Raw genomic sequence first — 25,399 nt, forward strand, 5'->3', positions numbered from 1 at the left:
TCGTCCAGATTCCCCGCGTTATGAGCAAATCCGCAGTAATAAATGTCATTTATCTAAGCCTGTTGATTACCTATATTTTGGTGATAATGTCAGTGGAATGGGCTAAGTAAATCCTCCACTCCACAGGTAGCTTTTGCAGCGTAAATAACCGATCAAACTCGGCGAACGTTAATCTAGCGCTAACATGCACAGTACTATTTCCCTGCTCAAACAGAAACTTTAGCAACACATAAACCAATAAAGCCACATATAGCTGTCCATATACTGCATTTTCTGTGGTTCCAAACAGTTTGGGAATGTTTAAATGCTGCTTGATCCAACGAAAGAAAACTTCAATCTGCCAACGTTTTTTATAGATGTTTGCTATGGCTTCTGGGGAGTGCCAATGCAAATTTGTTGCAAGAATGACGGGATTCCCTTTGGGATCTTTAAGAATCACCACCCGAAACCGATTCTTGGTGAGTGCCTTAACCTTTCCTAATTGACACGTCAAATCTTGCTCGATACTTCCCTCAAATGGGCGATTTCGTAAACGCGGGATCGGATGTACGAGTGTGGTATTATCCTTGAGGCGAATCACAAAATATTGCCGCTCTTTCTTCTCTTGATAGCTGTCAAACAGCCCGTGCTTCCCGTAAGCGCGGTCTGCTACCAAAATATATAGGCTGTCCAGCAGGAATGCACAGCTGTTTAAATCATGCTCTAACCCCGTGGTCTCCGTCACTTTGTGCAATTCATTCGAGTCCCCAAGTAATCCGACATGCAGCTTAACGCCTGCTTTTTGGCCTTTGATGGGAGCCCAAGGCAGTCGGCCGAGACCGACCGAAATGGTGGTAGAATCCACGATTAACAGCTCTTTTGGGATACCGAGTACGCGCTTCGTTTTCCGATTACACAGCCCTATCATGAGATTCAATAGACGCTTAAATAATTGAAAGTGAACCCCTTTGGCCTTTTTAGAAAGCGTTGAGTAATTCACCGCACGTTGCCCATACAGGGACATCCGTTCTGCGCCGTCCCGGTATCCGTCCCACTGCTGGAACGCAGCTTCAGCTAAAAACAAAAACAAATCATAAACGGTAAACTTACGCGCAACGTCAACATACTTTATTTCTTTTAAGATCGGTTTTAATTGTTCCTCGGGAATCAATAATTGCAGAATATTTGAAATTGAAGTAGACTTTTTCATGAGGTCGCCTCGTTTCGGATGTTTGTAGGGGTACAAACACTTTAACGAATCAGCGGCCTTTTTGCTACCTTTTTTTGGGTAATCAACAGGCTTATCATTTATCCACTTAAAATAGCCTGATTGGTTAAAATAATCAAATTAAGTGTACGAAATCCACTTGTTGATTAAAAAGATTAGAACTCAAAGCGTGGTCGTCGCTGCGGTGAACATTTGGCCCTCCGGCCGCTGTTGTATTTAGATTTCCTGATTAAAACCGCTCTTCGCGGTAGAAATCTAAATACAAAGGCGGACGCTTTCGCTCCTCCAGTGCCAAATTTCCCCTCCGCTTCTTTTTGCTTTTTGTTAATTTCTTAAATACCTCTAACCTATGTACATAATTTCCCCTTGCGTTATATAAGGCCATTGCTATATAGTAAATTGCTCCTATTCACTACAGTTGTCACTCTATCAGCCATGTTAGTTGTCGCTCTATCAGTCTCCTATCACTCTCTATCACTCACTAGAGTTGCCCCCTGATCCGCAGCCTTCTCTTTATAAACGTAGATCGGGCTATTTGAATCAGCTATTATAGTTCTGTGAACCTCCATATCCTATGCCGAAGAGGGATGAAGCATGTACAAATTAATACTCGCCGAAGACGAGGAAGATGTAAGAGAAGGCATTATCGCCCAGATTGACTGGGAAGAGTACGGCTTCGAGGTCGTTGAGCAGGCCGAGAACGGGCGGGAAGCGGCGGATGCAATCGACCGGCTGCTGCCGGATGTGGTCGTTACCGATATCCAGATGCCTTTTATGAATGGCCTGCAGCTCGCAGAATGGATACGCAGCCGCCATCCGAATACGAAGATTATTATTCTAACCGGCTATGATGAGTTCGAATACGCCCAGAAGGCGATTAAGCTGCAGATTGATGAATATATCCTGAAGCCCTTCTCGTCCCGGGAGCTGATTGACGTTCTGCTTAAGGTTCGCGCCACAATCGAGACCGAGATCGCCGAGAAGGAGAATGTGTTCGTGCTGAGCGAGCATTACCGCAAGAGCCTGCCGCTTCTGCGCGAGCAGTTCCTCTCCACCCTGGTGTCCCGCCGATTGCGCTGCGCAGAGATCGCTGAGAAAAGCACAGAGTACGGCATCCCCCTCACCGGTGAATGTTTCCAGTCCTCGGTGATCAGCATTGATTATATCCGCCCGGACCGTTCTTTCGCTGTTCAAGCTCAGCGGCCCGTATCTCTGCGGGATACCGGGGATCGTAATCTCCAGCTCTATGCTGTGCTGAACATCGCGGAGGAGATCTGCCAGAAGCATGACTTCGGCAAGGTATTCATCCACCGGGATGATGTTGTGCTGCTCTCGGTCAGCGAGAGCCCGGAGGAGAGCGACATCACCGCCAGAACCTTCGCCATTCTCGAAGAGATCTGCCAGAATGTGCAGCGCTTCCTGAAGCTGACCGTAACCGCCGGGGCCGGAACCGTCTGCCGGGCACCGTCCATGCTGTTCCATTCCTTCGGGGATGCGCTGCAAGCGCTTGATTACCGGCTGATTCTCGGCAACAACCGGGTCATCTGGATTGAGGATGTGGAGTCCCGCTCCAGCCGGATGCTGGACTTTGATGAACTGACTCAGCAGTCGCTGATCCGTACGATCAAGCTGGGGACCGTCCAGGAGCTGCGCGAGGTCGTGGACGAGCTGTTCCGGGGACTGGATACGGAGCAGGTCTCGGCGCAGGATTACCAGATTTATCTGCTGGAGATCATCACCTCCATTCTGCGGGTGGCGAAGGAATCCGGGAGCGGAACGAATGATTTTATCGGACCCGGCCTGACCTCGCTAAGCGATATGAACAAATTCAACAACCTGGAAGAAGCCAGGCAGTGGATTATTACCGTATGTACCCGGCTGATGGATTCCATTGCTTCGGAGCGCCAGTCGAGCTACAAGCAGCTCATAGACCAGGCTAAGGAATATATCCGCAGCCACTATGAAGAATCCGATATGTCCATCGGCAGGGTATGCCAGCATCTGCATATCAGCACGGGCTATTTCAGCAGCATTTTCAAAAAAGAAATGAAGATGACCTTCGTCAGCTATCTCTTGCAGATCCGGCTGGAAGCCGCGAAGGAGCTGCTGCGTTCCACCGAGCTGAAGGCGTTCGAGATCGCCGAGCGGATTGGTTTTGCCGACCCGAATTATTTCAGCTTCTGCTTCCGCAAGAAATACGGACAATCCCCCAAAGAGTATAAGAACAGCGCGCGGGGAGAATAACCATGAACAAGCCGAAGGGTTATTTCTTCCCGCTGCGGCCGGGGCCCGGCAAGAGCGGCAGGCTGCGCCTGTCCTCGAAGCTGCGGAGCATTCAGCTGATTATCACGCTGACGTTCATGGCGGTCACTGCAGCGGTGGCGGTGATCGTAAGTGTGATGCTGTACGGCAAGTTCGCTAACACGGCGGAGGAGAATGCCAATCTCAACATGCAGCAAATTATTGAACAGGTGAACTATAACCTGGAGCTGTATGTGAAAGGGATGGGCAGTATTTTTGCGACGGCCGAGAAGCAGATTACCTCTACGCCCTCCATCGATTCCCCGCTGCTCTATGAACGGATGGATACACTGATGAGCAGCCGCGAGGATCTGGTGTCAGTGGCTGTTTTTACCCCGCAGGGGCAGTATGTGGTTGGGACGCCGGGGCAGACGATGCGCATGAACACGGGGCTGGAGAGCCAGAGCTGGTTCACTACAGCCAAGCGTACCTCGGAGATCTCCTATTCTGCCCCGCATATCCAGAATCTGTTCAAGGGCAGGTATACCTGGGTGGTTTCCATCTCCAAGCTGATTCAGTACAGAGAGAACGGGGAGCTGAGAACCGGTGTGCTGCTGCTGGACTTCAACTTTAGAACGATTGATCAGCTCAGCAAGCAGGTCAAGCTGGGCAAAAGAGGCTACGCCTACATCCTCGATCCACTCGGGAATATCGTCTACCACCCGCAGCAGCAGCTCATTTACGCCGGGCTGAAATACGAGAATGTGGAGCCGGTGCTGGAATATGCCTACCGCAGCTATCTGGACGAATCGACCGGGGAGAAGCGGTTCATTACCGTACGCACACTGGCGCAGACCGGCTGGAAGATTGTCGGGGTAGCCTATTACGATGAGATTGTCACCACCAAGCGGGATCTCAATCAGTTCCTGGCGTGGTTTCTTGGTGTTGTGCTCGTCTGCGTCATTGCAGTGTCGGTCTTCCTGTCCTGGCTGATTGCCAGCCCCATCCGCAAGCTGGAGCGTACCGTGAAGCAGGTGGCGGAGGGCGATCTGAATACGCCGATTAACGTCAGCGGAGCCTACGAGGTAGAGCAGCTGTCGAGGCGCTTCAACATGATGCTCCAGCGTATCCGCCAGCTGATGGAGCAGATCATTTATGAGCAGGAGACGAAGCGTAAGGGTGAGCTTGAGGTGCTGCAATCGCAGATCAACCCGCATTTTCTGTACAATACGCTGAATTCAGTTATCCGGCTGGCCGAACGCGGCAAAACGGATGAAGTCGTCACCATGATCCAGTCACTTTCAAGATTCTTCCGCATCAGTCTCAGCAAAGGCAAGAATATTATCACCATTCAGGAAGAACTGGATCATATCCGCCATTACCTGGTGATTCAGAGCTTCCGCTTCAAGAATAAATTCCGTTATGAGATCACGGCGCAGGAGGAGGTCCTGGAGTGCCAGACGATCAAGCTGATTCTGCAGCCTATCGTGGAGAACGCGCTTTATCACGGGATTGAAATGCTGCCGGACGAGGGGCTGATCTCTATCACCGCCGGGCTTCAGGACGGGGTAATCATCATCAGGGTCAGCGACAACGGCCTCGGGATGTCCAAGGAGACAGTGAACGGCATTCTAAGCGGAAGCGTCAAAAGCACCAGCGGATCAGGGGTCGGCGTCCGGAATGTGCACGAACGGATCGGCCTGTATTACGGGCGGGAGTACGGGCTTGCTTTTGAGAGTGAGCTGGAAGAGGGGACGGTTGTTACGATTGTGTTCCCGGCCCTCCCGGCGGGAGAGGCTACGGATGAGCAGAAGGAGGAGACGAACCTGTGAAAAGCCTGCGTGTATGGCTCACCGTGCTGCTGTGCGGAGTGCTGTGGATCTCTGTATCCTCTTGCTTTAATGCCTCGCCAGCTTATATCAGCACCAGCAAGACGCGGAATATCCACCTGATTGTCAAGATGAACAAAGGGGATTATTGGAACACCCTGAAGCTCGGGGCAGAGGCTGCGGCGAAGGAATTCAATGTCAATCTGACGTTCAAGGCGCCGGATTCGGAGAGTGATATTGAGGAACAGGTCGTCATGGTGGAGGAGTCCATTAAGGAGAAGGCGGATGTGATTATTCTCGCGGCCAGCAGCTATATGGGACTGGCGCAGGTCGTGGACCAGGCGGCGTATTCCAGAATTCCGGTGATCTCAGTCGATGCGGAGGTTGGCTCGGCTAAGGTTCGGACATACGTGGGATCGAACGGCTACGAGGCCGGACAGAAGTCCGCTGAGCGGCTGATTGAGCTGCTGGGGGGCTATGGAGAGATCGGAATCATTAATTTCACCAATTCGTCGCTTACCCCGGACTCCGGCAAGACTGGCAGTATCGACTATGGTGCGCGGGATGCAGATGAGCGGGAAAAGGGTTTTTTGAATTATGCCGCGCGCTTCCCTAACGTTAAGGTCGTACCGATCGCCTACACCTCCTCCAGCACCTCCGACGCCGAGAATCTGACCCGGGAGATGCTGAACAAGTATCCCCAGCTGCGCGGTATTGCCACCCTGAATGAGATTGCTTCACAGGGCGCGGCCAGGGTGATTCAGAGTCTGAAGAGGGATAGTGTGAAAATGATTGCTTTTGACAGCTCACCCTCCATGATGGAATCGCTTCAGGATGGCACTGTGCAGGCGACCGTCATCCAGAATCCGTTCAGCAACGGGTATCTGGCAGTGAAATATGCTGTGGAGGCGCTCGAAGGCATGGATGTTCCCGAACGCGTGGACACCGGCACCAAGCTCATAGATCTTGCGAATATGCTGTGGCCGGAGAATCAGAAGTTGCTGTTCCCGTTTGTAAGATAGCAGAAATTGATAGTAGAATTTTCATGAAAATGAGTAGGATTTTATATTCGCAACCGTTTTCACGTAGGGCATAATAAGGATGTACCCGGGACACACCGGGATCATCCAAATAAAGAAATATCCTCAGGAGGTCAATTAGACATGAAAAAAATCACTTCCGTTTTACTTGCCAGTGCATTGCTGGGTGCGGCTCTCGCAGGCTGCGGCGGCAACAATAACAAGGCGGCTGATGCTGCTAACACAGGAACTGCGGCTAACACGGAGAATTCCGGTTCTGCTGAGACTCCAAAGGTCGGGGTAGCGATCTACAAATTCGACGACACATTCATGACGGGTGTCCGCAACGCCATCGACGCTGCTGCTAAGGGCATTGCCACGGTAGATATCGTAGACAGCCAGAATTCCCAGCCGACACAGAACGATAAGGTGGATCTGTTCATCACCAAGAAATATAACGGCATGCTGATTAACCCGGTAGACCGTACTGCTGCCGGCGTCATCATTGACAAGGCCAAGACAGCGAACATTCCAGTGGTTTTCCTGAACCGCGAGCCGCTGCCGGAAGATATGAAGAAATGGGATAAGGTCTACTATGTAGGCGCCAAGGCTGAAGAGTCCGGCACCATGTCCGGCCAGCTGATTGTGGACTACTGGAAGGCACACCCTGAAGCGGACAAGAACGGCGACGGCGTGCTGCAATATGTCATGCTGAAGGGCGAACCGGGACACCAGGATGCCGAGCTGCGCACCACGTATTCCATCCAGGCAATCGAAGATGCCGGCATCAAGGTAGAGAAGCTGGCTGAAGATACCGCGATGTGGGATCGTGTAAAAGGCCAAGAGAAAATGGCCGCCTTCCTCGGCTCCCACGGCGACAAGATTGAAGCCGTACTGGCCAACAACGATGACATGGCACTCGGCGCCATCGAAGCTCTGAAGGCTCAAGGCTACTTCAGCGGCGACAAATACATGCCGGTTGTAGGCGTGGATGCAACAGCACCTGCGGTTCAGGCTTTGCAGGACGGAACGATGCTCGGCACCGTACTGAACGATGCCAACAACCAAGGTAAAGCAGCGATCACCCTGGCCGCTCTGCTGGCCAAAGGCGAAACGCCGACCAAAGAGAACGTAGGCTTCGACATCACAGACAACCAGTTTGTATGGATCTCCTACAAAAAGATCACCAAAGACAACGTAGCGGACGCGCAATAATCCATTACCGGGTGCAAGGCTACAAATACAGATACGTAACATAGATACCAGTCCCGGAGGGCGCTGCATCGCGCTCTCCGGAATTCCTTACGGGTAGGGAGCAGGATGGAACCGCTGTGCCTCTCATGGAAAAAGACAAAAAGCGTAGGGGGCGTAACAACATGGCAAATACGGAATTTTTGCTGGAAATGAACGGCATTACCAAAGAATTTCCCGGCGTGAAGGCGCTGGATGGAGTCAGCATTAAGGTTCGTCCGGGCTCGGTTCATGCACTTATGGGCGAGAACGGGGCAGGTAAGTCCACACTGATGAAATGTCTCTTTGGAATCTATTCACCGGATGCCGGTGAGATCTTTCTGGATGGCCAGAAGGCCTCCATTTCAAGTTCGAGCGAAGCACTGAAGCACGGCATCTCGATGATCCATCAGGAGCTGCACCCTGTACCTTTCCGCAGCGTGATGGAGAACATCTGGCTGGGACGTTTTCCAACCAAGGGTATCGGGCCGCTTCAGTTCATTGACCACAAAAAAATGTTTACCGACACAGAAAACCTGTTCAAAGATCTGGATATCGACCTGAATCCCGAAACGCTGGTGGGCAAGCTATCTGTATCCAAGATCCAATCCATCGAAATCGCGAAGGCGGTCTCTTTTCACTCCCGTGTTATTGTCATGGATGAGCCAACCTCGTCCTTAACGAGTGTGGAAGTGGAGCATCTGTTCCGGATCATCCGGGACCTGCAAAAAAGAGGCGTAGCTATTATCTATATCTCTCACAAAATGGAAGAAATCCTGGAAATCTCCGATGAAGTGACGATTATGCGTGATGGTAAAAAGATCGGCACCTGGCCTTCGGCCGAGCTGACCACGGACCTGATTATCTCCAAGATGGTCGGACGCGATCTGACGAACCGTTTCCCGGAGCGCACCAATGTTCCAGGCAAGGTGTTCATGAAGGTGGAAGGCCTGACCTCACCCGAGCCCAGATCCTTCAAGGATGTCTCCTTCGAGTTAAGACGCGGGGAGATTCTGGGTGTCGGCGGTCTGGTCGGCGCACAGCGAACCGAGGTTATTGAGGCGCTGTTCGGACTGCGCGCGGTGAAATCCGGCTCCATCTCGCTTGACGGCAAGAATGTGAAGATCAACTCTCCGCAGGATGCCAAAAAACACGGACTGGCCCTGTTGACTGAGGAGCGCCGCGTGACGGGGATTTTCCCTGTGCTGTCTGTGCATGAGAATGGAGCTATCGCCAACCTGGACCGCTACAAGACGCCTTATCTGCTGCTGAACGGCCGCAAGAAGAAGGTTGAAGTGGATAAAATGATTGAAAAGCTGCGCACCAAAACGCCAACGACCAAAACGCAGATTATGAATCTCTCCGGCGGGAATCAGCAGAAGGTGCTGCTGGCCAGATGGCTGCTTACTGAGCCTGAGGTGCTGTTGCTCGATGAGCCGACACGCGGGATTGACGTCGGTGCGAAGTTCGAGATCTATACGATCATTGCCGACCTGGCGAAGCAGGGGAAGAGCATCATTATGATCTCCTCGGAGATGCCCGAGCTGCTGGGGATGTCCGACCGTGTTATGGTGATGTCCGAAGGACGGCTGACAGGAATATTAGAAGGTGCGCAGGCTACGGAAACCGAAGTGATGCGTCTCGCCGCACAGCATTAATCAGGAGCTACACTCACAGGACGGCGAAGACCATAAGGCAGCTGCAAGGCTGAAGAAGCTTAGCAATGAATGCTTAAACTTCGCGTAACAATTAAGGAGGAACACAATTATGACTATTAAAAGAGCGCAGTCCTTCGTGACTCAAAACGCAATCTACATCGTGCTGGTCCTGCTGATTATGGGGATTATCATATACGAGCCAAGCTTCATGTCCATTAACACCTTGCGGGATGTACTGATCCAGTCCTCCACACGCGTTATTATTGCGCTCGGGGTAGCCTTTATCCTGATCACCGCCGGGACCGACTTGTCGGCAGGCCGGGTGGTCGGCTTCACAGCGGTGATCTCAGCTTCCATGCTGCAGATACCCGATTACTCCCGCCGCTTCTTCCCTGATCTGCCGCAGGTGCAGGTCTGGCTGCCGATTCTGATCGCCATTGTGGCCGGTCTGCTCTGCGGTCTCGTCAACGGAATTATCGTCTCCAAGCTGAACGTTCCGCCGTTTATTGCCACCCTGGGCACGATGCTGATTGTATATGGCCTGAACTCCCTGTACTTCGATATGGACCCTAACCAATCCCAGCCCATCGGCGGTCTGCGCCAGGACTTCACCAACATCGGCTCCGGTTTCATCGGCAGCGGCCAATATTCCATTCCTTACATCGTACTCATAGCCCTCGGAATCGCGGCGATCGTCTGGGTGCTGTTCAACAAAACCAAGCTGGGCAAAAACATGTACGCCATCGGCGGCAACATGCAGGCAGCCAAGGTATCCGGGATCAATGTCTCCAAGAACCTGATCTACATCTACGCCATCGCTGGTGCCCTGTACGGTCTGGCCGGTGTGCTTGAAGCGGCAAGAACCGGCGGTGCCACCAATAACTACGGGAACATGTACGAGCTTGATGCCATCGCAGCCTGCGTCGTCGGCGGCGTATCCACCACAGGCGGAATCGGTACCGTTCCAGGCGTCCTGGTCGGCGTGATTATCTTCACCCTGATCAACTACGGCCTGACCTTCATCGGAATTAGCCCGTACTACCAGCTGATTATCAAAGGCTTGATCATTATCGCTGCGGTGTCGTTTGATATGCGGAAATATTCATCGAAGAAATAAGGTTCGGTGATTAGCCGTACCTGCGGGGATTTTGGACTTCCGGCCGCTGTTGTCTCCAAATTTATTGAATGAACCGTTATATGGTTAAAATTCGGAGACAAAGGCGGACGCTATCGCTCCTACAGTTCCAAAATCCCCTCCGGTACTCCTATCACCTCACCAAGGGTGGGGTAGGCAGCCAAAGAGCGTTTGCGGTATCCCGCAAACGTTTTTTGGCTGCCCCGGATTTGTCGCAGCGTTGCTCCAAATGATGTGAGTACCTGCACCTGCTATGAATTTGGGGACTTTTGGGCTCTATTGCTCTTCCAGTTCTCGAATTCCCTCCGCTACTCGGACAGGTGATCATGGTTTGTTGCAATAAATGCAACTCCGACGAGCTGGAACAGGGTAACTCAGGGTGAATGTTGCACGAATTACAACATTTTCTCTTCTAATTGGCTTGTGGGCGGTAAAATGCTGCATTTAATACAACAATGTTAGTTTAAAGTCAGTGCCGGTAGCCGAATGTTGCATTTTAGGCAGGATTTCGCAGCTACCCGTTACTAATTAATAGTTTTTATTCTGTTCCCGAGGTGGTAGAAGGGAAGCAGCAGGCAGCAGGAGTCAAGCAGCTTGCAATTAGGTAACTGACAGCGTAGGTAAGTAGTTCAGCAGGCGGTAGGCAGCAATTAGCAGTTAGTGGCAGAGAGCAGGTGGTAAGCAGTTACCATCAGATAATAGGCAACAGACAGATTTAGCACGGTTATTTGCGGACGTATTTATCCAGTCCGCTGAATAGAGTTTTATGTTTTTCTTTTATAGATTTTAAATAAACTTTTGCCCGCCCAGCAGAAGGGTTATTCTCATTCTTCAAGGGCAGGCGAAGCAGCCCTTGTATCTCCGGTACACACCCTCCGAAAGGGTGTGTTTGTGTTGCCCTTAAGGTTACCAACAGAAAGGCAGCAGTAACGGAGGGGATTTTGGAACTGGAGGAGCGGGAGCGTCCGCCTGAAAGCTTTCCGCAGGAAAGCTCGCTTCGAAAGCATAGGCTTGGTTTGGATTTCTACCGCGAGCAGCGGTCCGAATCAGGAAATCCAAACTGGGCAGCGGCCGGAAGTCCAAAACTCACCGCAGTTACGACATCGCCTTTATAATTTTTAATCCCTAAACGCCTCCAGTCCTCAACTTCAGCCGCCGTTCCTAAGCACAGACACACCCTTTCCCCCTCACATTCATATCCTATAGGCAAAAGCCTTTGTAAAGGAGAACGACAGCATGCTGAGGATTAAGCTGAACGAGCTGGGAAAAGGGAATGACAACGGTCTGATTCACACAGAGGTATGGCGGTGGGACGGCATCGGCTGGAATGAGTGTATTCCGCAGCAGGAGGAGGATTTCATCCGGGCGGAAGAAGACCTGTTCGTGACGATCCCGGCAGAGGCGGGCTTATACCGCGTAGACTATTCCAAAAAGCCGCTGGAGGCGCTCATTGTGTTCCCGGAGGACGGCATAGGCCTGCGGGCGGAGCTGCTGCATCCGGCTCCTTTTAAACTCAAGGACGGGACGCTGTGGGGATATATCAACAACGACGGCCGGATTGTGATAGAGCCGAGATATGATTATGCGGAGGAGTTTCAGGAGAATGGCCTGGCGGTGGTGCAGCGGGGGGATGTTAGCGGGCTGATTGACAGCTCCGGGCGGGAGCGGGTCAAACCGGTCTATTCTTTCATTGGTCCTTTTTCCGAGGGGCGGGCCGTGGTATCGGATGCGAAGGGCTACACTTTTATTGATGAAAAAGGCAAAGAAGTGACGTCCGCGCGCTATGACTATCTGAATTCGCTGCACGAAGGCCGTGCGCTGTTCTCCAAGCAGAATACTACCGGGGGGAACTCGCTGTATGGTTACCTGGATGCCCAGGGCAAAGAGGTGCTGCCAGCCGTCTATTTGGATGCCGGGGATTTCTCGAACGGGACTGCACTGGTCAAAATAGCCGAAGGGGAATATGCGCTGATTGATGTTCATGGCGCGGTGCTGCATACGTACAAACATCCTTTTGTCGGGTATCCGGGGGATGGGCTGCTGGCCTTTCAGGCAACGGAGGATGGAAAATACGGTTATCTCCACACGGACGGCACGATTGCTATCCAGCCACAGTATACGGCAGCACTTCCGTTCTCAGAGGGCCGTGCGGTGATTAACACAGCTGCGGATTATGGCAACGCCTACGGTCTGATCGACAAGCAGGGTAAAATGATTATTCCCGCCGTCTATTATGAGGTGCAGCAGCTGGGAGAGAACCGTGTGGCGCTGGGAACCCCGCTGTATGCGGATCAGCCCTATAGAGGCTCCAGCTACGTCATAGCTGATGCGCTGACCGGACGAATTCTCAGCACCCACCCGCTGCTGGGCGTGAACAATTATCAGCAGGGACTCGCGTCGGTGTATGATGCCAAGGATACGTATTTTATTGACACCAGCGGGAAAAAGGCTGCCCAGCCTCCGGTCATCGCAGGCTCTGGATCACTGTCCTTCAGCGGCAGCCTGATCCGCGCGGATATTGATCTGCGCACCTCCTATTATGACCGTAAAGGCAAGCAGGTCTGGCGGCAAAACGGAGTCATTCCGCTCAGACCGCCATACTCTGTGCTGGAGAAGAAATACAAGCCGAACCGGGACTATCTGGTCTATTATCCGGTCGTGGAAGGGATTGCGGTTGCCGAGGTCTCGAAGGCGGTAAATGACAAGCTGCGCATTCTGTCGCTCCCATACGGGGCGGGGACGGGAGGAGGCACACAGGATTTCAGCTATACGGGGGATTTCGCCGTCTCCTTCTTCCGTAAGAATCTGCTGGTGCTTGAGCTTAGCGGTTATCATTTTCCGTTCGGCGCTGCGCACGGCATGCCTACCCGGATCTATGAGCATATCAACCTGCGCACCGGTAAATTCTACACGCTCAGTGATCTGTTCAAGCCCGGCAGCAAATATGTGCAGAAGCTCAGTGACATCGTCGGCAAGCAGATTAAGAATGATCCGCAGTATTCCTATGTTTTCCCTGACACGTATAAAGGCATTACAGCGGATCAGCCCTTTTATGTGGATGCGCAGGCGCTTTACCTGTATTTTGCCCCTTATGAGATTGCTCCTTATTCAGCAGGATTTCCAACCTTCCGCATTCCCTATGCAGAGATTATGGGCCTGATTTCGACCGAAGGGGAGTTCTGGCAGTCTTTTCATTAAAGTAAATATTATATCGATTGTACTTTGAAGTTTTCTTATAGGGGTGGGCGTGACTCCAGAGAATGTTTGGCCATTTTCTATGTTCAATCTCTATAGAAGCGCCGATATATAGTATAGACACAGCCGTCCTGAAAAGGACGGCAATGCTGTTTCTTGTGCCGCTGCTGGAGGGGACAAGCCTCTCAATCTACAAAAATTACAGAATTTAGAAGCGCACAGCTGATAGTTTTATGTTACAATGACGTAGGAACAAATTACAACTTTGTAACATTTGTAGATGGGCACCCCTGGCAGCACGATAGACCACAACGAAGATTAAGGAGATGGCAGAATGAAAAGCAAGACTTTGAGAAGAATGATAGGTGGAAGCGTAGCCGCTGTTATGGCGCTTGGCATTTCTCTTCCATTACAAGCAAACGCAGCAGCAGCCGGAGCCCCAGCGGCAACCGGATCAGATATGAATTTCGCACAGCTCATGGAATATTTCACACAGAACAATTCGAAGACTTTCGTACTTGGTGGCAATACGTACACTGTCACTAAAACCTTTGTATACACAACGCCAGCTGCAGCTGCCCCGGCAGCACAGCCTGTAGCATCAGCTAAGCCGGTTGCTACAGCAGCACCAGTGGCTACGGCTGCACCGGTAGCCACTGCTAAGCCAGCACCGGCACCCGTTGCCACTGCAAAACCTGTGGCAACCCCGGCTCCATCTGCAGTGCCTGCGGTTGGTAACAACGCCTCCAGCTACACACAGCAAGTAGTTGCACTGGTGAATAAAGAGCGCGCTGCAGCTGGACTAGCCCCTGTCTCTGCACTGGACAGCCTGAACAAAGTGGCTGCGGCGAAGGCTACGGATATGCGTTCGAACAACTATTTCTCACACACTTCTCCGACCTACGGATCACCTTTCGATATGATGTCGGCCTTCGGCATTACGTATAAGGCGGCTGGCGAGAATATCGCTATGGGCCAGAAGACTCCTCAGGAAGTCATGACCGCATGGATGAACAGCCCGGGTCATAAGGCTAACATCCTGAGCGCCAATTTCAACTACATCGGCGTTGGCTTCGATAATAACTACTGGGTCCAGGAATTCATCGGTAAGTAAAGTAACATTAACTCCGCCCTCCGGCATTGCCGGGGGGCGTTTTTATGTTTTTAGCACAAAGGACGAATCTTATGCTGCGAATGAAGTTCAGCCAAAGTAGCTAAAAGTAATATTGCTCCTGCAGGATCAGCGTAGCGCCATCGTGCCGCACGCAGTACGCGTTCTTGCACGATCAGCGCAGCGCTATCTTGCCGCAGTACGCGGTCTTTGCACGATCAGCGCAGCGCTATCGTGCCGCCTTTGCTGCTTTCACCGTTTAGGTGTGAAGCGGCGGAGGGGATTTTGGAACTGTAGGAGCGGTAGCGTCCGCCTTTGTCTTTGGATTTCTACCGCGAGTAGCGGTTTGAATCAGGAAATCCAAAGACAACAGCGGCCGTAAGTCCAAAATCACCGCAGCCGCGCCCCTCACCTAAACAAACCCTTTCCGTTTGCAAATTCTCCAAAGAAGAATTATGTTTATCTACATAGTTAATAATGCTGTGAATGATGGGCTAAGCAGAAGAGTACGGCAGATGGAGGGATAGCTTTGAATGATTCCAAATGGACCTGGAGGACAGTGAGCCTGGTGTCCATCCTGGCAACTTTACTTTTGATTACAGGATTTGTGTATGCAGTAGGCGATATTATGAACCCGAAGGGGGAGCAATTCCTCTCCTCCCTTCCGCAGGAGACGGCGGCACCGACAGCCGCGGCAAGTGATGAATACAAGATCCTGGCGCTTGGCGATTCTCTGGCCAAAGGGACCGGCGACAACTCCGGGCAGGGGTTTGTTAAGCGGACCGTCGATGCCTTGTCGGCCAATGGAGGAAAGGCAGAGCTGCTGGGCAATATGGGCATTAACGGCCTGACTACAGCTGCCTTGCAGAGCAAGCTTCAGGAGGAAGGGGTGCAGTACGCGCTGCGTCAGGCGAATGTGATCCTGATCTCCATCGGCGGGAACGATCTGTTCCGGGGCTCGGATATTATGGGAACAGGCGGGAGCAGCGGACAAGCAGCCGCTTCAGCGAAGCCTTCGGAGCAGGCGGCACCTCAGAGCACAGAAGTCCCTGCGAATAACAAAGTAGAAGGCGTGGCGCCGGTTCCAACCGCATCTGCTGGGGATCTGACTCCGGAATCGCTCCTCTCTGCTCTGCCAGGGGCTGCTAAACGGCTGGGAAGCATACTGGATACCGTTGCAGAAGTGAATCCGCAGGCCCAGGTCTATTACATCGGACTTTATAATCCCTTCGGAGATATTGAGGGGCTGCTAATTCCCGGTAATCAGGCGGTGACGGCTTGGAATAATGCGGCGATGGATATCATCAACAGACATCAGAACATGACGCTGGTCCCGACCTTTGACCTGTTTGACCGCCATCTGGCGAAATACCTGTCGAGCGATCATTTTCACCCGAACGGGGACGGTTATCAGCGGATGAGCGAGCGGATTGTACAAGCCGTTCGTTGATCAGAGGATTTTTGGAACAGAAATGACTGTGGCAAGGAGCTGTATATGATGGCGAGAACTATTCATGAGACACCAGGGGAAGAAGTCGTCCTGTCCGCCCGGGGAGTCCGCAAAAAAATCGGCCGCAAGTGGATTATAGATGATGTTACGTTTGATGTGAAAAAAGGCGAGATCTTCGGCTTTCTCGGTCCGAATGGAGCCGGCAAAACCACAACCATCCGCATGCTGGTGGACCTGATCCGCCCGAGCGAAGGGACGATTACCGTCTGCGGCTTCAATGTGAACCGGAATCCGGAAAAAGCGCTGCAATACGTCGGTTCCATCGTCGAGAATCCCGAGGTCTACACGTATCTGACCGGTTGGGAGAACCTGCAGCACTTTGCCCGTATGCAGCCCGGAGTAGACGCGCAGCGGATTGCCGAGGTTGTTGAGATCGTGCGGCTCGATCAGCGCATTCAAGATAAAGTCAGCACGTATTCACTCGGGATGCGCCAGCGGCTCGGTATTGCCCAAGCCCTTCTCGGCCGGCCCCGGCTGCTGATTCTCGATGAGCCGACCAACGGCCTGGACCCGAAGGGGATCAAGGAACTGCGTGAATTCATCCGCAAGCTGGCAGACGAAGGGCTGGCGGTTTTTGTGTCCAGTCATCTGCTGAGCGAAATCCAGCTGCTGTGCGACCGCGTAGCCATAATCAGCAAAGGCCGCGTACTCGCTGTAGGCGCTGTAGACGAACTGGTTGCCCGTAACTCACCGTATGTCCTGTGGGAGCTGGAGCCGCTTCAGCGGGCAAGAGACATCATGGCCGGGCGGCCGGATATCGCGCTGCTTCATCTGGACGAGGTTACCCTGGATGACTCGGTCATCGCAGGCATGGGCATTAATTCCCTGGTTACGGCAATGGATGAGGAGCTGATCCCGGAGATTGTCGCCGTGCTGGTTGCACAAGAGGTGGAAGTCCGGGCTGTGCATAAAATCAACCCTACACTGGAACAGCTATTCTTGAAGCTAACGGAGGGTGAAGCCATTGATTAACCTGCTGCCGCTCATCCGAAATGAGTGCCTGAAGATTATTAAAAAGAAACGTTTCTATATCATCCTGCTGATCCTGCTCGTGCTGGTTCCAATGTTTACCTATGCGCAAATGCGCATAGCCGAGCGTAGCCGTGACAAATTTAACTCTGACTGGAGACTGGAGATCCAGCAGCAGATTACCGACAATCAGAACTCGCTCGGCAGCGACCGGATTCCGGAGGAATGGAAGTCGTACCGGCGGATTTTTCTCCAGCAATTGCAGTATTATCTGGATCATGATGTGAATCCGAAGGAGCCGAGCGGAGTAACGTTCACCCGGGAGTTTGTCAATAATTCCGTCTCCCTCTTCATTCCGCTGCTGATCATGGCGGTTGCCTCCGACCTGGTCTCCGGGGAGCGGACGACAGGCACGATCAAAATGCTGCTGACCCGCCCTGTAAGGCGCTGGAAGGTGTTGTTCAGCAAAATGGCAGCGCTGCTGATGTTCGTCTCGCTGATCGTCCTGTCTGTATTCGTAATCAGTTATCTGGTCTCGGGGCTGGCTTTTGGCTATAAGGGGTTCAACGTTCCGGTGTTCACAGGCTTTCAGCTAAACGGTGACACTGTAGATATGTCTAAGGTTCATGCCGTGGAGCAGTGGAAGTATCTGCTGATGCAGGGCGGGCTGATCTGGTATGTCAGCATCGTGGTGGCCCTGCTGGCCTTCATGGTGTCGGTGCTGGTCCGCAGCACGGCTGCGAGCATTGTAGTGATGATGGCGGCGCTGATTGCCGGAACGATTCTGACCAACATGGCTTCAGCCTGGACGGCGGCCAAATATTTATTTATGGTCAACATGGAGCTGACGACTTATTTAGCGGGCACTCCCGCGCCGATTGAGGGCATGACGCTGGGCTTTTCGATGGCGGTTCTGGGCGTTTGGGGGCTTGCGGCCGTAATCATTTCATTCGCCGTCTTTACGAAACGGGATATTTTGAATTAGAATGTACAAAGTGAACGAAAACGTTTGTTTGCATTTTTAGAGAGACAGGAAGACAAGTGAAGGAGGAGCATGAATGCTCGAACAGATCGATATGTTTGCAAAAGTCTCTAAGAACGGCGAAGCAGGCCGGACTGGATACGATGCTGACGACATTCAGGTGCTCGAAGGTCTGGTTGCGGTCCGCAAACGGCCCGGCATGTATATTGGCAGTACGAGTTCCTCGGGTCTGCACCATTTAGTATGGGAAATAGTAGATAATGCCGTAGATGAGCATTTGGCGAAGTTTTGCTCGAAGATTGATATCACCCTCCGTAAAGACGGATCGGTGACCGTAATTGACAACGGACGCGGAATACCAACCGGAATGCACAAGACTGGAGTCCCAACGCCGCAGGTGGTATTCACTATTCTGCACGCAGGCGGCAAATTCGGCGGCTCCGGCTACAAGAAATCGGGCGGCCTGCACGGTGTCGGTGCTTCGGTAACCAATGCGTTGTCCGAGTGGCTGGAAGTTGAGATCTACCGGGAAGGTAAAATCCACCGCCAGCGCTTTGAATACTGGATCGACAAGAACGGTAAAGAGCATGTCGGTGAGCCTGTAACCGGTCTTGAGATACTGGGAAATACGAATAAAACCGGTTCGAAGATTACCTTCAAGCCGGATATTCGCGTCTTCTCCGCAGGCATTTCGCTCAATTATGATACGCTGGCAGAGCGGGTCCAGGAGATTGCTTTCCTGAATTCCGGCCTGCGGATCGTCCTGACCGATGAGCGCAGTGGACGCCAGGATGAATTCTTCTACGAAGGCGGCGCCAGCCAGTTCGTGCAATTCCTGAACGAAGGCAAGGACGTCCTGCACGATGTGATCCATTTCAGCTCCGAGAAGGACGAGATCGAGGTGGAAATCGCGCTGCAGTATAATGCGGGGTATACGGAGACGATCGCTTCTTTTGTCAACTCCATTCCTACCCGCAGCGGGGGAACACACGAGACAGGCTTCAAGACAGCCTATACCCGTGTGCTGAATGATTATGCCCGCCGGACGCAGCTGCTTAAGGAGAAGGACAAGAATCTGGAAGGAAACGATCTGCGTGAGGGCATGATGGCGGTCATCAGCATCAAGATGTCGGATGTGGAATTTGTCGGACAGACGAAGGATCAGCTCGGAAGCGCATCTGCCCGCAGCGCGGTGGACTTCATTGTCTCCGAGCGGATGGCGCGGTTCCTGGAAGAGAACCCTCAGGTCGCACAGAGCCTGCTGAAGAAGTCGATTCAGGCCTCCAAGGCCCGTGAAGCGGCCCGCAAAGCCCGGGATGAGATCCGCAGCGGCAAGAAGCGCAGTGAGAGCTCGAATCTGGGCGGCAAGCTGTCGCCTGCACAGTCCAAGGATGTTACACGTACCGAGATCTTCATCGTAGAGGGCGATTCGGCCGGTGGCTCCGCGAAGCAGGGGCGGGATTCCAAGATTCAGGCCATCCTGCCGCTGAAGGGCAAGCCGATGAACCCCGAGAAGGCCAAGCTGCTGGATATCCTGAAGAATGACGAATACAAGGCGATCATTTCGGCAATCGGTGCGGGAATCGGGCCTGATTTTGCCGTGGAGGACAGCAATTATTCCAAAATCATCATTATGACCGATGCCGATACGGACGGTGCGCATATCCAGGTGCTGCTGCTGACCTTCTTCTACCGCTACATGAAGCCTCTGATCGATGCCGGCAAGGTCTATATCGCCCAGCCGCCGCTGTATAAGCTGACACGCAAATCGGGCAAGCTGGAGACGGTCCGTTATGCCTGGAGCGATGAGGAGTTGCAGAATTATCTGAAGGAATTCGGGAAGAATTTCGAGCTGCAGCGGTACAAGGGACTGGGTGAGATGAATCCGGACCAGCTGTGGGAGACTACGATGAATCCCGATTCGCGTACGCTGCTTCAGGTGCAGATTGAGGATGCCGCCAAGGCGGAACGCCGCGTTTCCACCCTGATGGGCGATAAAGTCGATCCGCGTAAGCGCTGGATTGTCGAGAACGTCGACTTCACAGAGATTGTGGAGTAGAAGTAGAGCAAGTGTAATGGGAAGTGACGATTACTTCCGCTGTTTTTAATTTTTTGATGATCTGTATAAGCGAAGCGGTTGGGTTACTCACGGTATGCTGAAGTAAGAATTGTTAATCGAATAGAAGGGGAAGTAACGGAGGGGATTTTGGAACTGGAGGAGCGTCAGCGTCCGCCTTTGTATTTAGATTTCATCCGCTAAAGCGTATGAATTAGAAATCTAAATACAACAGCGGCTGGAAGTCCAAAATCACCGCAGTTACGCTCATCCCTTCTATTCAGATTACGATCTCGTTTTGAAGCAAATTGGTTGAATATCTCAGCGCCAAGCGTCAGATCATCAATCTTTAAAAACGCGGACAGAATGAGGAACAGAAGGTGAAGAGGATATGAGCAGTTTATCAGAGCAGTTTTTGCCGGCTTTTCTGGAAGAGGTCGTGGGTGACCGGTTTGGCCGGTATTCCAAATATATCATTCAGGACCGGGCGATCCCCGATGTGCGCGACGGGCTGAAGCCCGTGCAGCGCCGGATTCTGTATGCCATGTACGATTCCGGCAATACGCCGGATAAGCCATACCGCAAGTCAGCCAAAACCGTCGGTGATGTCATGGGTAACTACCATCCCCACGGAGACTCCTCAATCTACGACGGGATGGTGCGGATGGCACAGCCGTGGAAGATGGGGCATGTGCTGGTCGACGGACACGGAAACTGGGGTTCCATGGATGATGATCCGGCAGCAGCGATGCGTTATACCGAAGCGCGTCTGTCTCCGATTGCCATGGAAATGATGCGCGATATTGAGAAGCGCACCGTTCTGTTCAAGGACAACTTCGATAATACGGCCAAGGAGCCGGTGGTGGTTCCCTCCCGTTATCCGAACCTGCTGGTGAACGGGACGAGCGGGATCTCGGCCGGGTTCGCCACGGAGATACCGCCGCATAACCTGCGGGAAGTCATTGACGCTTGTATCGCTGTCATGCAGAAGCCGGACATTGCCCTGGAGGATATCATGACCTTCATCAAGGGGCCGGATTTCCCGACAGGCGGAACCATTATGGGCGGTGACGGCATTATGGATGCTTACCGCAGCGGCAAAGGCCGTATCTATCTGCGTTCCAAGACGGAGATTGAGAACCTGCGCGGCGGGAAGCAGCAGATCGTGATTACCGAGGTGCCTTTCCAGATCGTGAAATCACGGCTGGTAACCTCCATGGAGAACATCCGTCTGGAGAAAAAGATCGAAGGGATCGCGGAGGTCCGCGATGAGAGCGGCCGTGAGGGCCTGCGCATCGTGGTGGAGCTGAAGAAGGAGGCAGATGCACAAGGCGTCTTAGCCTACCTGCTCAAAAAAACCGACCTGCAAATCACCTACAACTTCAACATGGTTGCGATTGTTAATAAGGCTCCACAGCAGCTCGGGCTTAAAGCGATCCTTGAAGCCTACATTGCCCACCAGCGTGAAGTGGTTACCCACCGTACACGGTTCGATCTGGAACGGGCAGAGGACCGTGCCCATGTCCTGGAGGGACTGGTTAAGGCGCTGAACATTCTGGATGAAGTGATCGCCGCCATCAAGGCTTCGAAGAACCGCCAGGATGCCCAGAATAATCTGGTCTGGATGTTCGGCTTCAGCGAACGGCAGGCGGATTCCATTCTTACCTTGCAGCTCTACCGTCTCACCAATCTGGAGATTCATTCGCTGCAGAAGGAGCTGGATGAGATGCTGGCCCGGATTGCTGTGCTCCAGGGGATTCTGGACAGCGACAAGAAGCTGATCGCAGTCATCCGCAAGGAGCTGCTGGAGATTCGTGATAAATACGGGATGGACCGCCGTTCCCTGATCCAGGGCGAGGTGGAGGAGCTTAAGGTCAACATGGAGGTTCTGGTCAATGCGGAGGATGTACTGGTTGCACTCTCTGCGGACGGCTATATCAAGCGGACCGGCATGCTGTCCTTCACCCGCTCAGGCGGGGAGCGCCACTCTTCAGGGGTTAAGGATGGCGATCATATCGTCAAGCTGCTGGATCTGAATACCCGGGAGAGCTTGCTCGTCTTCACCCGCAAGGGTCAATACTTCCTGCTTCCCGTGCATCAGATTCCAGAGTTCAAATGGAAAGAGCCGGGGACGGCCATCGTCAACGTCATCGGACTGAATAAGGGAGACAGTGTCGTCAGTGTGCTGCCGGTCACCAATCTGGAGGACCCGCTGGCCAGTCTGGTCTTCATCACCCGCAAGGGCCAGGTGAAGCGTACCGAGCTCAAGGAGTACTCTACAAGCCGTTCCGGCGCCGTTGCCGCCTGTAAGGTGGCTGAAGGCGATGAGATCATTACAGTGGCGCTGAGCAGGGGTGACAAGGACATCGTGCTGGTCACCCGTGAAGGTATGAGCATCCGTTTCCGCGAGAATGAAGTGAATCCTATGGGCCGGGTGGCCACAGGAGTTAGGGGAATACAGCTTCGTGAAGGCGATGAGGTCGTCTCCTGCTTCTGGGTCAGTGAGGATGAAGGCGAGATTCTGGCTATATCCGACATCGGCTATGCCAAGCGTTCCCTGCTGGTGGATTATCCTTCCCAGAGCCGCGGAGGCAAAGGGATGCCAACCTTCGAGTTCAAGGAAGGCAAGCGTGTCCGCCCGAACGGCAGCAGACTGGCAGGCGCATTCTATTGCAAGGAGCCGCTGGAAGTGACCGCCATCACCCAGAGCGGCGCGGTACATTCCTTCTCTTCCGAGTCCGCGCCGATTGCTGAACGCCGTTCTACAGGCAAGCAGCTGGTTGCTGTCGAGAAGAAGGACGAGATCGCGATTCTTTTTCAGGCCGTCAAGTAAAAACATAATACCGCATGGAATGGCGCGGGCAGCTCTGGAGTGACGGGCTGCCCGCGCTTTTATTTAGGGGGGAATAGCTGCAGATAAGATTTTATTTTTCGTCCTTGAAGGATTTGGAATTTTTCTGGCGAAAAAGTAAATATACCGGATAGAGATCCGCAGGAAAGGAAGGAATAAGTGTGCACTCCACTGAATTCAGTAAAATCTGGCATAAGATATTAAAGGACTATAAGCTACATATGGACAGCAAGCTTGCCCCTACACTGACTGATGCCCAGCTAACCGTACTGGAATTGCTGCAGGAGCGTGATGCGATGAAGCCTTCTGATTTGGCCCCTCATCTGGCGACCAGCCCGGCGGCCGTGACGATGCTGCTTGACCGGATGGAGAAGCATAATCTGATTGTCCGTGAACGCGATGCCTCGGACCGCAGAATTGTCTGGGTGAGCATCACCGAGACTGGCCAGCGGGAGACGCTGCGCGGACTCAAGGTCCGCAGTGACTTTTTTGCAGAAGCGCTGGACCCCATTTCCTCCCATAACCAGCAGCTGCTGCTGTACCTAATGGGGAAGATGGCGGTTGCCCCGGCCGTGGATGATGCAGCTTCGGTACAGTCCGTATAAGCACCAACTGAGAACCTATATATAGGATAACGCAAAAAAGCAGGCTGTCCGTTAAAGGATAGCCTGCTTTTGAATTTGCGGAGTCCATAGATTCCACGGATAGCAACGGGGAGGCAGGGAGAGCAGCTCGACTTCCTCTTTGGTCACCGGATGCGGGAACCGTGTGAGTGCAGACCATAAGGCAATCTGCTGCCCCGGTCTGTTCACGGCCGCGCCGTACTTCTGATCTCCATAGAGCGGACAGCCAACGTTGCTGAGCTGAACGCGGATCTGGTGGGAGCGGCCGGTCAGCAGGTCAATCCTCACCAGCGAATAGCCTTCTGCGGTACCAATCACGGTATAATCAAGGATCGCTTGCTTGCCGCCCGGCGTTCCCTCCCGGACTGCCTGGACGGTATTGCTCTTAGGGTCCTTCAGCAGGGTATGCTCCAGCCGGCCCTCTGCGCCCGGAAGCTGACCATGCACCACCGTCAGGTAGACCTTCTGGAAGGCGTGGGTGCGGACGCTCTCGGATAGCCGGGAAGCTGCCTTCGAGGTCTTGGCGAAGATCATCGCACCGCCTACAGGCCGGTCCAGCCGGTGAACCAGTCCCATGAAGACGTTGCCCGGCTTCGCATAGCGTTCCTTCACATCCTCCTTCAGGAGGGTCAGGAGATCCGGGTCGCCTGTAGCATCCTCCTGAACGGGGATATTGACAGGCTTCACAATCCCGAGCAGATGGTTGTCCTCATATAGAATCTCGAACCGGGAGGGGCTGCTGCCGGACTCTCCTGCTGCGCCGTTATTCGCTGCGGTCATGGCTCACGCCTCCCAGCGGCCCAGAATCCCGCAAGGCAGATTCATGCCGGAGGCTGTAATCGGCAAGCCGATCTCACCGGAATTCAGCTTGCCGCCATAGCGCTTGCCCATGGTCATCGACAGCATGTTGCGCAGTACGGTTGGCGAGATGCCGGTCGTGTAGGAGTTAATCAGCATGAATAACGGACGGTCGCTCATAATCTCCATACAGCTCTCCAGGAACGGATAGAGACTGGATTCGAGCTTCCACATTTCTCCGCCCGGCCCTCTTCCATAGGACGGCGGGTCCATAATAATGGCATCATATTTGCTGCCGCGGCGCTGTTCGCGCTGGACGAATTTGAATACATCATCGGTAATGAAGCGTAGCGGCTTGTCAGCCAGACCGGACAGAGCTATATTCTCCTTGGCCCATTGAACCATGCCTTTGGCTGCATCGACATGCACGACAGAGGCTCCGGCACTTGCTGCCGCAACAGTGGCTCCGCCGGTATATGCGAACAGGTTAAGTACGGAGATCGGCCGGTTAGCCGCAGCGATCTTGTCCATCATCCAGCGCCAGTTGGCCGCCTGCTCCGGGAACAGTCCGGTATGCTTGAAGTTCGTCGGGCGGAGGTGGAACTTCAGCTTGCCGTAGCTGATCTTCCAGTCCTCCGGTATCGTCTTCTTCATCTCCCACTGACCGCCTCCGGCGGAGCTGCGGTGATAATGTCCGTGCACATCCCGCCACTTGGCGCTCTCGCTGGCCAGCGGCCAGATGATCTGCGGGTCCGGACGGCGCAGGATAATATCGCCCCACCGTTCGAGCTTCTCCCCGCCCCCGGTATCGATCACTTCATAGTCTTTCCAATCACTGGCTATATACATTATTAATCCATCCTTCAAAAAGTCATTTAGCCTTTATTGTACAACATTTAAGCCCGCAGCTACAAACAAAATGGTTGCAAAGCTGCGACTATTCCCAGTGTAGCCAACAAGCAGCAGGCGTATAATATTACCAGGA

17 protein-coding genes are annotated in these 25,399 nt (G+C 53.0%); 14 read left to right on the forward strand and 3 right to left on the reverse strand.

From position 1 onward, the window contains the following. Positions 1–70: 70 nt before the first annotated feature. Positions 71–1,189, reverse strand: a complete 1,119-nt coding sequence (locus NSU18_RS31820; RefSeq protein WP_341019699.1) for an IS4 family transposase — start codon at positions 1,187–1,189, stop codon at positions 71–73. Between the two features lie 612 nt (positions 1,190–1,801). On the opposite strand from NSU18_RS31820, the gene NSU18_RS31825 reads away from it, so the two are divergent. The 14 genes from NSU18_RS31825 (at position 1,802) to NSU18_RS31890 (ending at position 23,598) form a co-directional block, all read left to right on the forward strand. After that, positions 1,802–3,451, forward strand: a complete 1,650-nt coding sequence (locus NSU18_RS31825) for a response regulator (protein ID WP_341018424.1) — start codon at positions 1,802–1,804, stop codon at positions 3,449–3,451. 2 nt (positions 3,452–3,453) lie between these two features. Beyond that, positions 3,454–5,280 (forward strand): sensor histidine kinase, encoded by a 1,827-nt coding sequence (locus NSU18_RS31830; protein ID WP_341018426.1) that lies wholly within the window; start codon positions 3,454–3,456, stop codon positions 5,278–5,280. Continuing rightward, positions 5,277–6,299 (forward strand): substrate-binding domain-containing protein, encoded by a 1,023-nt coding sequence (locus NSU18_RS31835; protein ID WP_341018427.1) that lies wholly within the window; start codon positions 5,277–5,279, stop codon positions 6,297–6,299. The genes NSU18_RS31830 and NSU18_RS31835 overlap by 4 nt, the downstream gene beginning before the upstream one ends. Positions 6,300–6,440: 141 nt before the next feature. Then, positions 6,441–7,511, forward strand: coding sequence for a galactose ABC transporter substrate-binding protein (locus NSU18_RS31840; protein WP_341150947.1), 1,071 nt, complete (start codon positions 6,441–6,443; stop codon positions 7,509–7,511). A 161-nt stretch (positions 7,512–7,672) separates the two neighbouring features. After that, entirely contained in the window at positions 7,673–9,184 is a 1,512-nt protein-coding gene (locus NSU18_RS31845; protein ID WP_341018428.1) for a sugar ABC transporter ATP-binding protein, read from the forward strand. Positions 9,185–9,293: 109 nt separating this feature from the next. After that, complete coding sequence (mglC, locus tag NSU18_RS31850; protein ID WP_341018429.1) at positions 9,294–10,301, forward strand: galactose/methyl galactoside ABC transporter permease MglC; 1,008 nt, start codon at positions 9,294–9,296, stop codon at positions 10,299–10,301. 1,254 nt (positions 10,302–11,555) lie between these two features. Next, entirely contained in the window at positions 11,556–13,517 is a 1,962-nt protein-coding gene (locus tag NSU18_RS31855; RefSeq protein WP_341018430.1) for a WG repeat-containing protein, read from the forward strand. Between the two features lie 331 nt (positions 13,518–13,848). After that, positions 13,849–14,628 carry a CAP domain-containing protein gene (locus NSU18_RS31860; protein ID WP_341018431.1) on the forward strand — a complete coding sequence of 260 codons (780 nt, stop codon included), beginning with the start codon at positions 13,849–13,851 and terminating at the stop codon, positions 14,626–14,628. A 526-nt stretch (positions 14,629–15,154) separates the two neighbouring features. After that, complete coding sequence (locus NSU18_RS31865; RefSeq protein WP_341150948.1) at positions 15,155–16,075, forward strand: GDSL-type esterase/lipase family protein; 921 nt, start codon at positions 15,155–15,157, stop codon at positions 16,073–16,075. A 48-nt stretch (positions 16,076–16,123) separates the two neighbouring features. After that, a complete protein-coding gene (locus NSU18_RS31870) occupies positions 16,124–17,107 on the forward strand; it encodes an ABC transporter ATP-binding protein (protein WP_341018434.1) in 984 nt (327 codons plus the stop codon). Next, positions 17,100–18,089 carry an ABC transporter permease gene (locus NSU18_RS31875; protein WP_341150949.1) on the forward strand — a complete coding sequence of 330 codons (990 nt, stop codon included), beginning with the start codon at positions 17,100–17,102 and terminating at the stop codon, positions 18,087–18,089. Before NSU18_RS31870 ends, NSU18_RS31875 begins: the two co-directional genes overlap by 8 nt. A 73-nt stretch (positions 18,090–18,162) precedes the next feature. Next, entirely contained in the window at positions 18,163–20,145 is a 1,983-nt protein-coding gene (gene parE, locus NSU18_RS31880; RefSeq protein ID WP_341018436.1) for a DNA topoisomerase IV subunit B, read from the forward strand. A gap of 388 nt (positions 20,146–20,533) precedes the next feature. Then, complete coding sequence (gyrA, locus tag NSU18_RS31885; RefSeq protein WP_341018438.1) at positions 20,534–22,975, forward strand: DNA gyrase subunit A; 2,442 nt, start codon at positions 20,534–20,536, stop codon at positions 22,973–22,975. 179 nt (positions 22,976–23,154) lie between these two features. Further along, positions 23,155–23,598, forward strand: a complete 444-nt coding sequence (locus tag NSU18_RS31890) for a MarR family winged helix-turn-helix transcriptional regulator (protein ID WP_036732955.1) — start codon at positions 23,155–23,157, stop codon at positions 23,596–23,598. A 51-nt stretch (positions 23,599–23,649) separates the two neighbouring features. Here NSU18_RS31890 and NSU18_RS31895 read toward each other — a convergent pair whose 3' ends face one another. Then, on the reverse strand, positions 23,650–24,396 hold the full coding sequence (locus tag NSU18_RS31895; protein ID WP_341018439.1) for an RluA family pseudouridine synthase: 747 nt from the start codon (positions 24,394–24,396) through the stop codon (positions 23,650–23,652). 3 nt (positions 24,397–24,399) lie between these two features. Further along, positions 24,400–25,263 carry a class I SAM-dependent methyltransferase gene (locus NSU18_RS31900; RefSeq protein ID WP_340979699.1) on the reverse strand — a complete coding sequence of 288 codons (864 nt, stop codon included), beginning with the start codon at positions 25,261–25,263 and terminating at the stop codon, positions 24,400–24,402. Positions 25,264–25,399: the final 136 nt, after the last annotated feature.

Origin of the sequence: Paenibacillus sp. FSL H8-0048 (genome assembly GCF_038002825.1) — a bacterium.
Taxonomy (GTDB): Bacteria; Bacillota; Bacilli; order Paenibacillales; family Paenibacillaceae; genus Paenibacillus_AQ.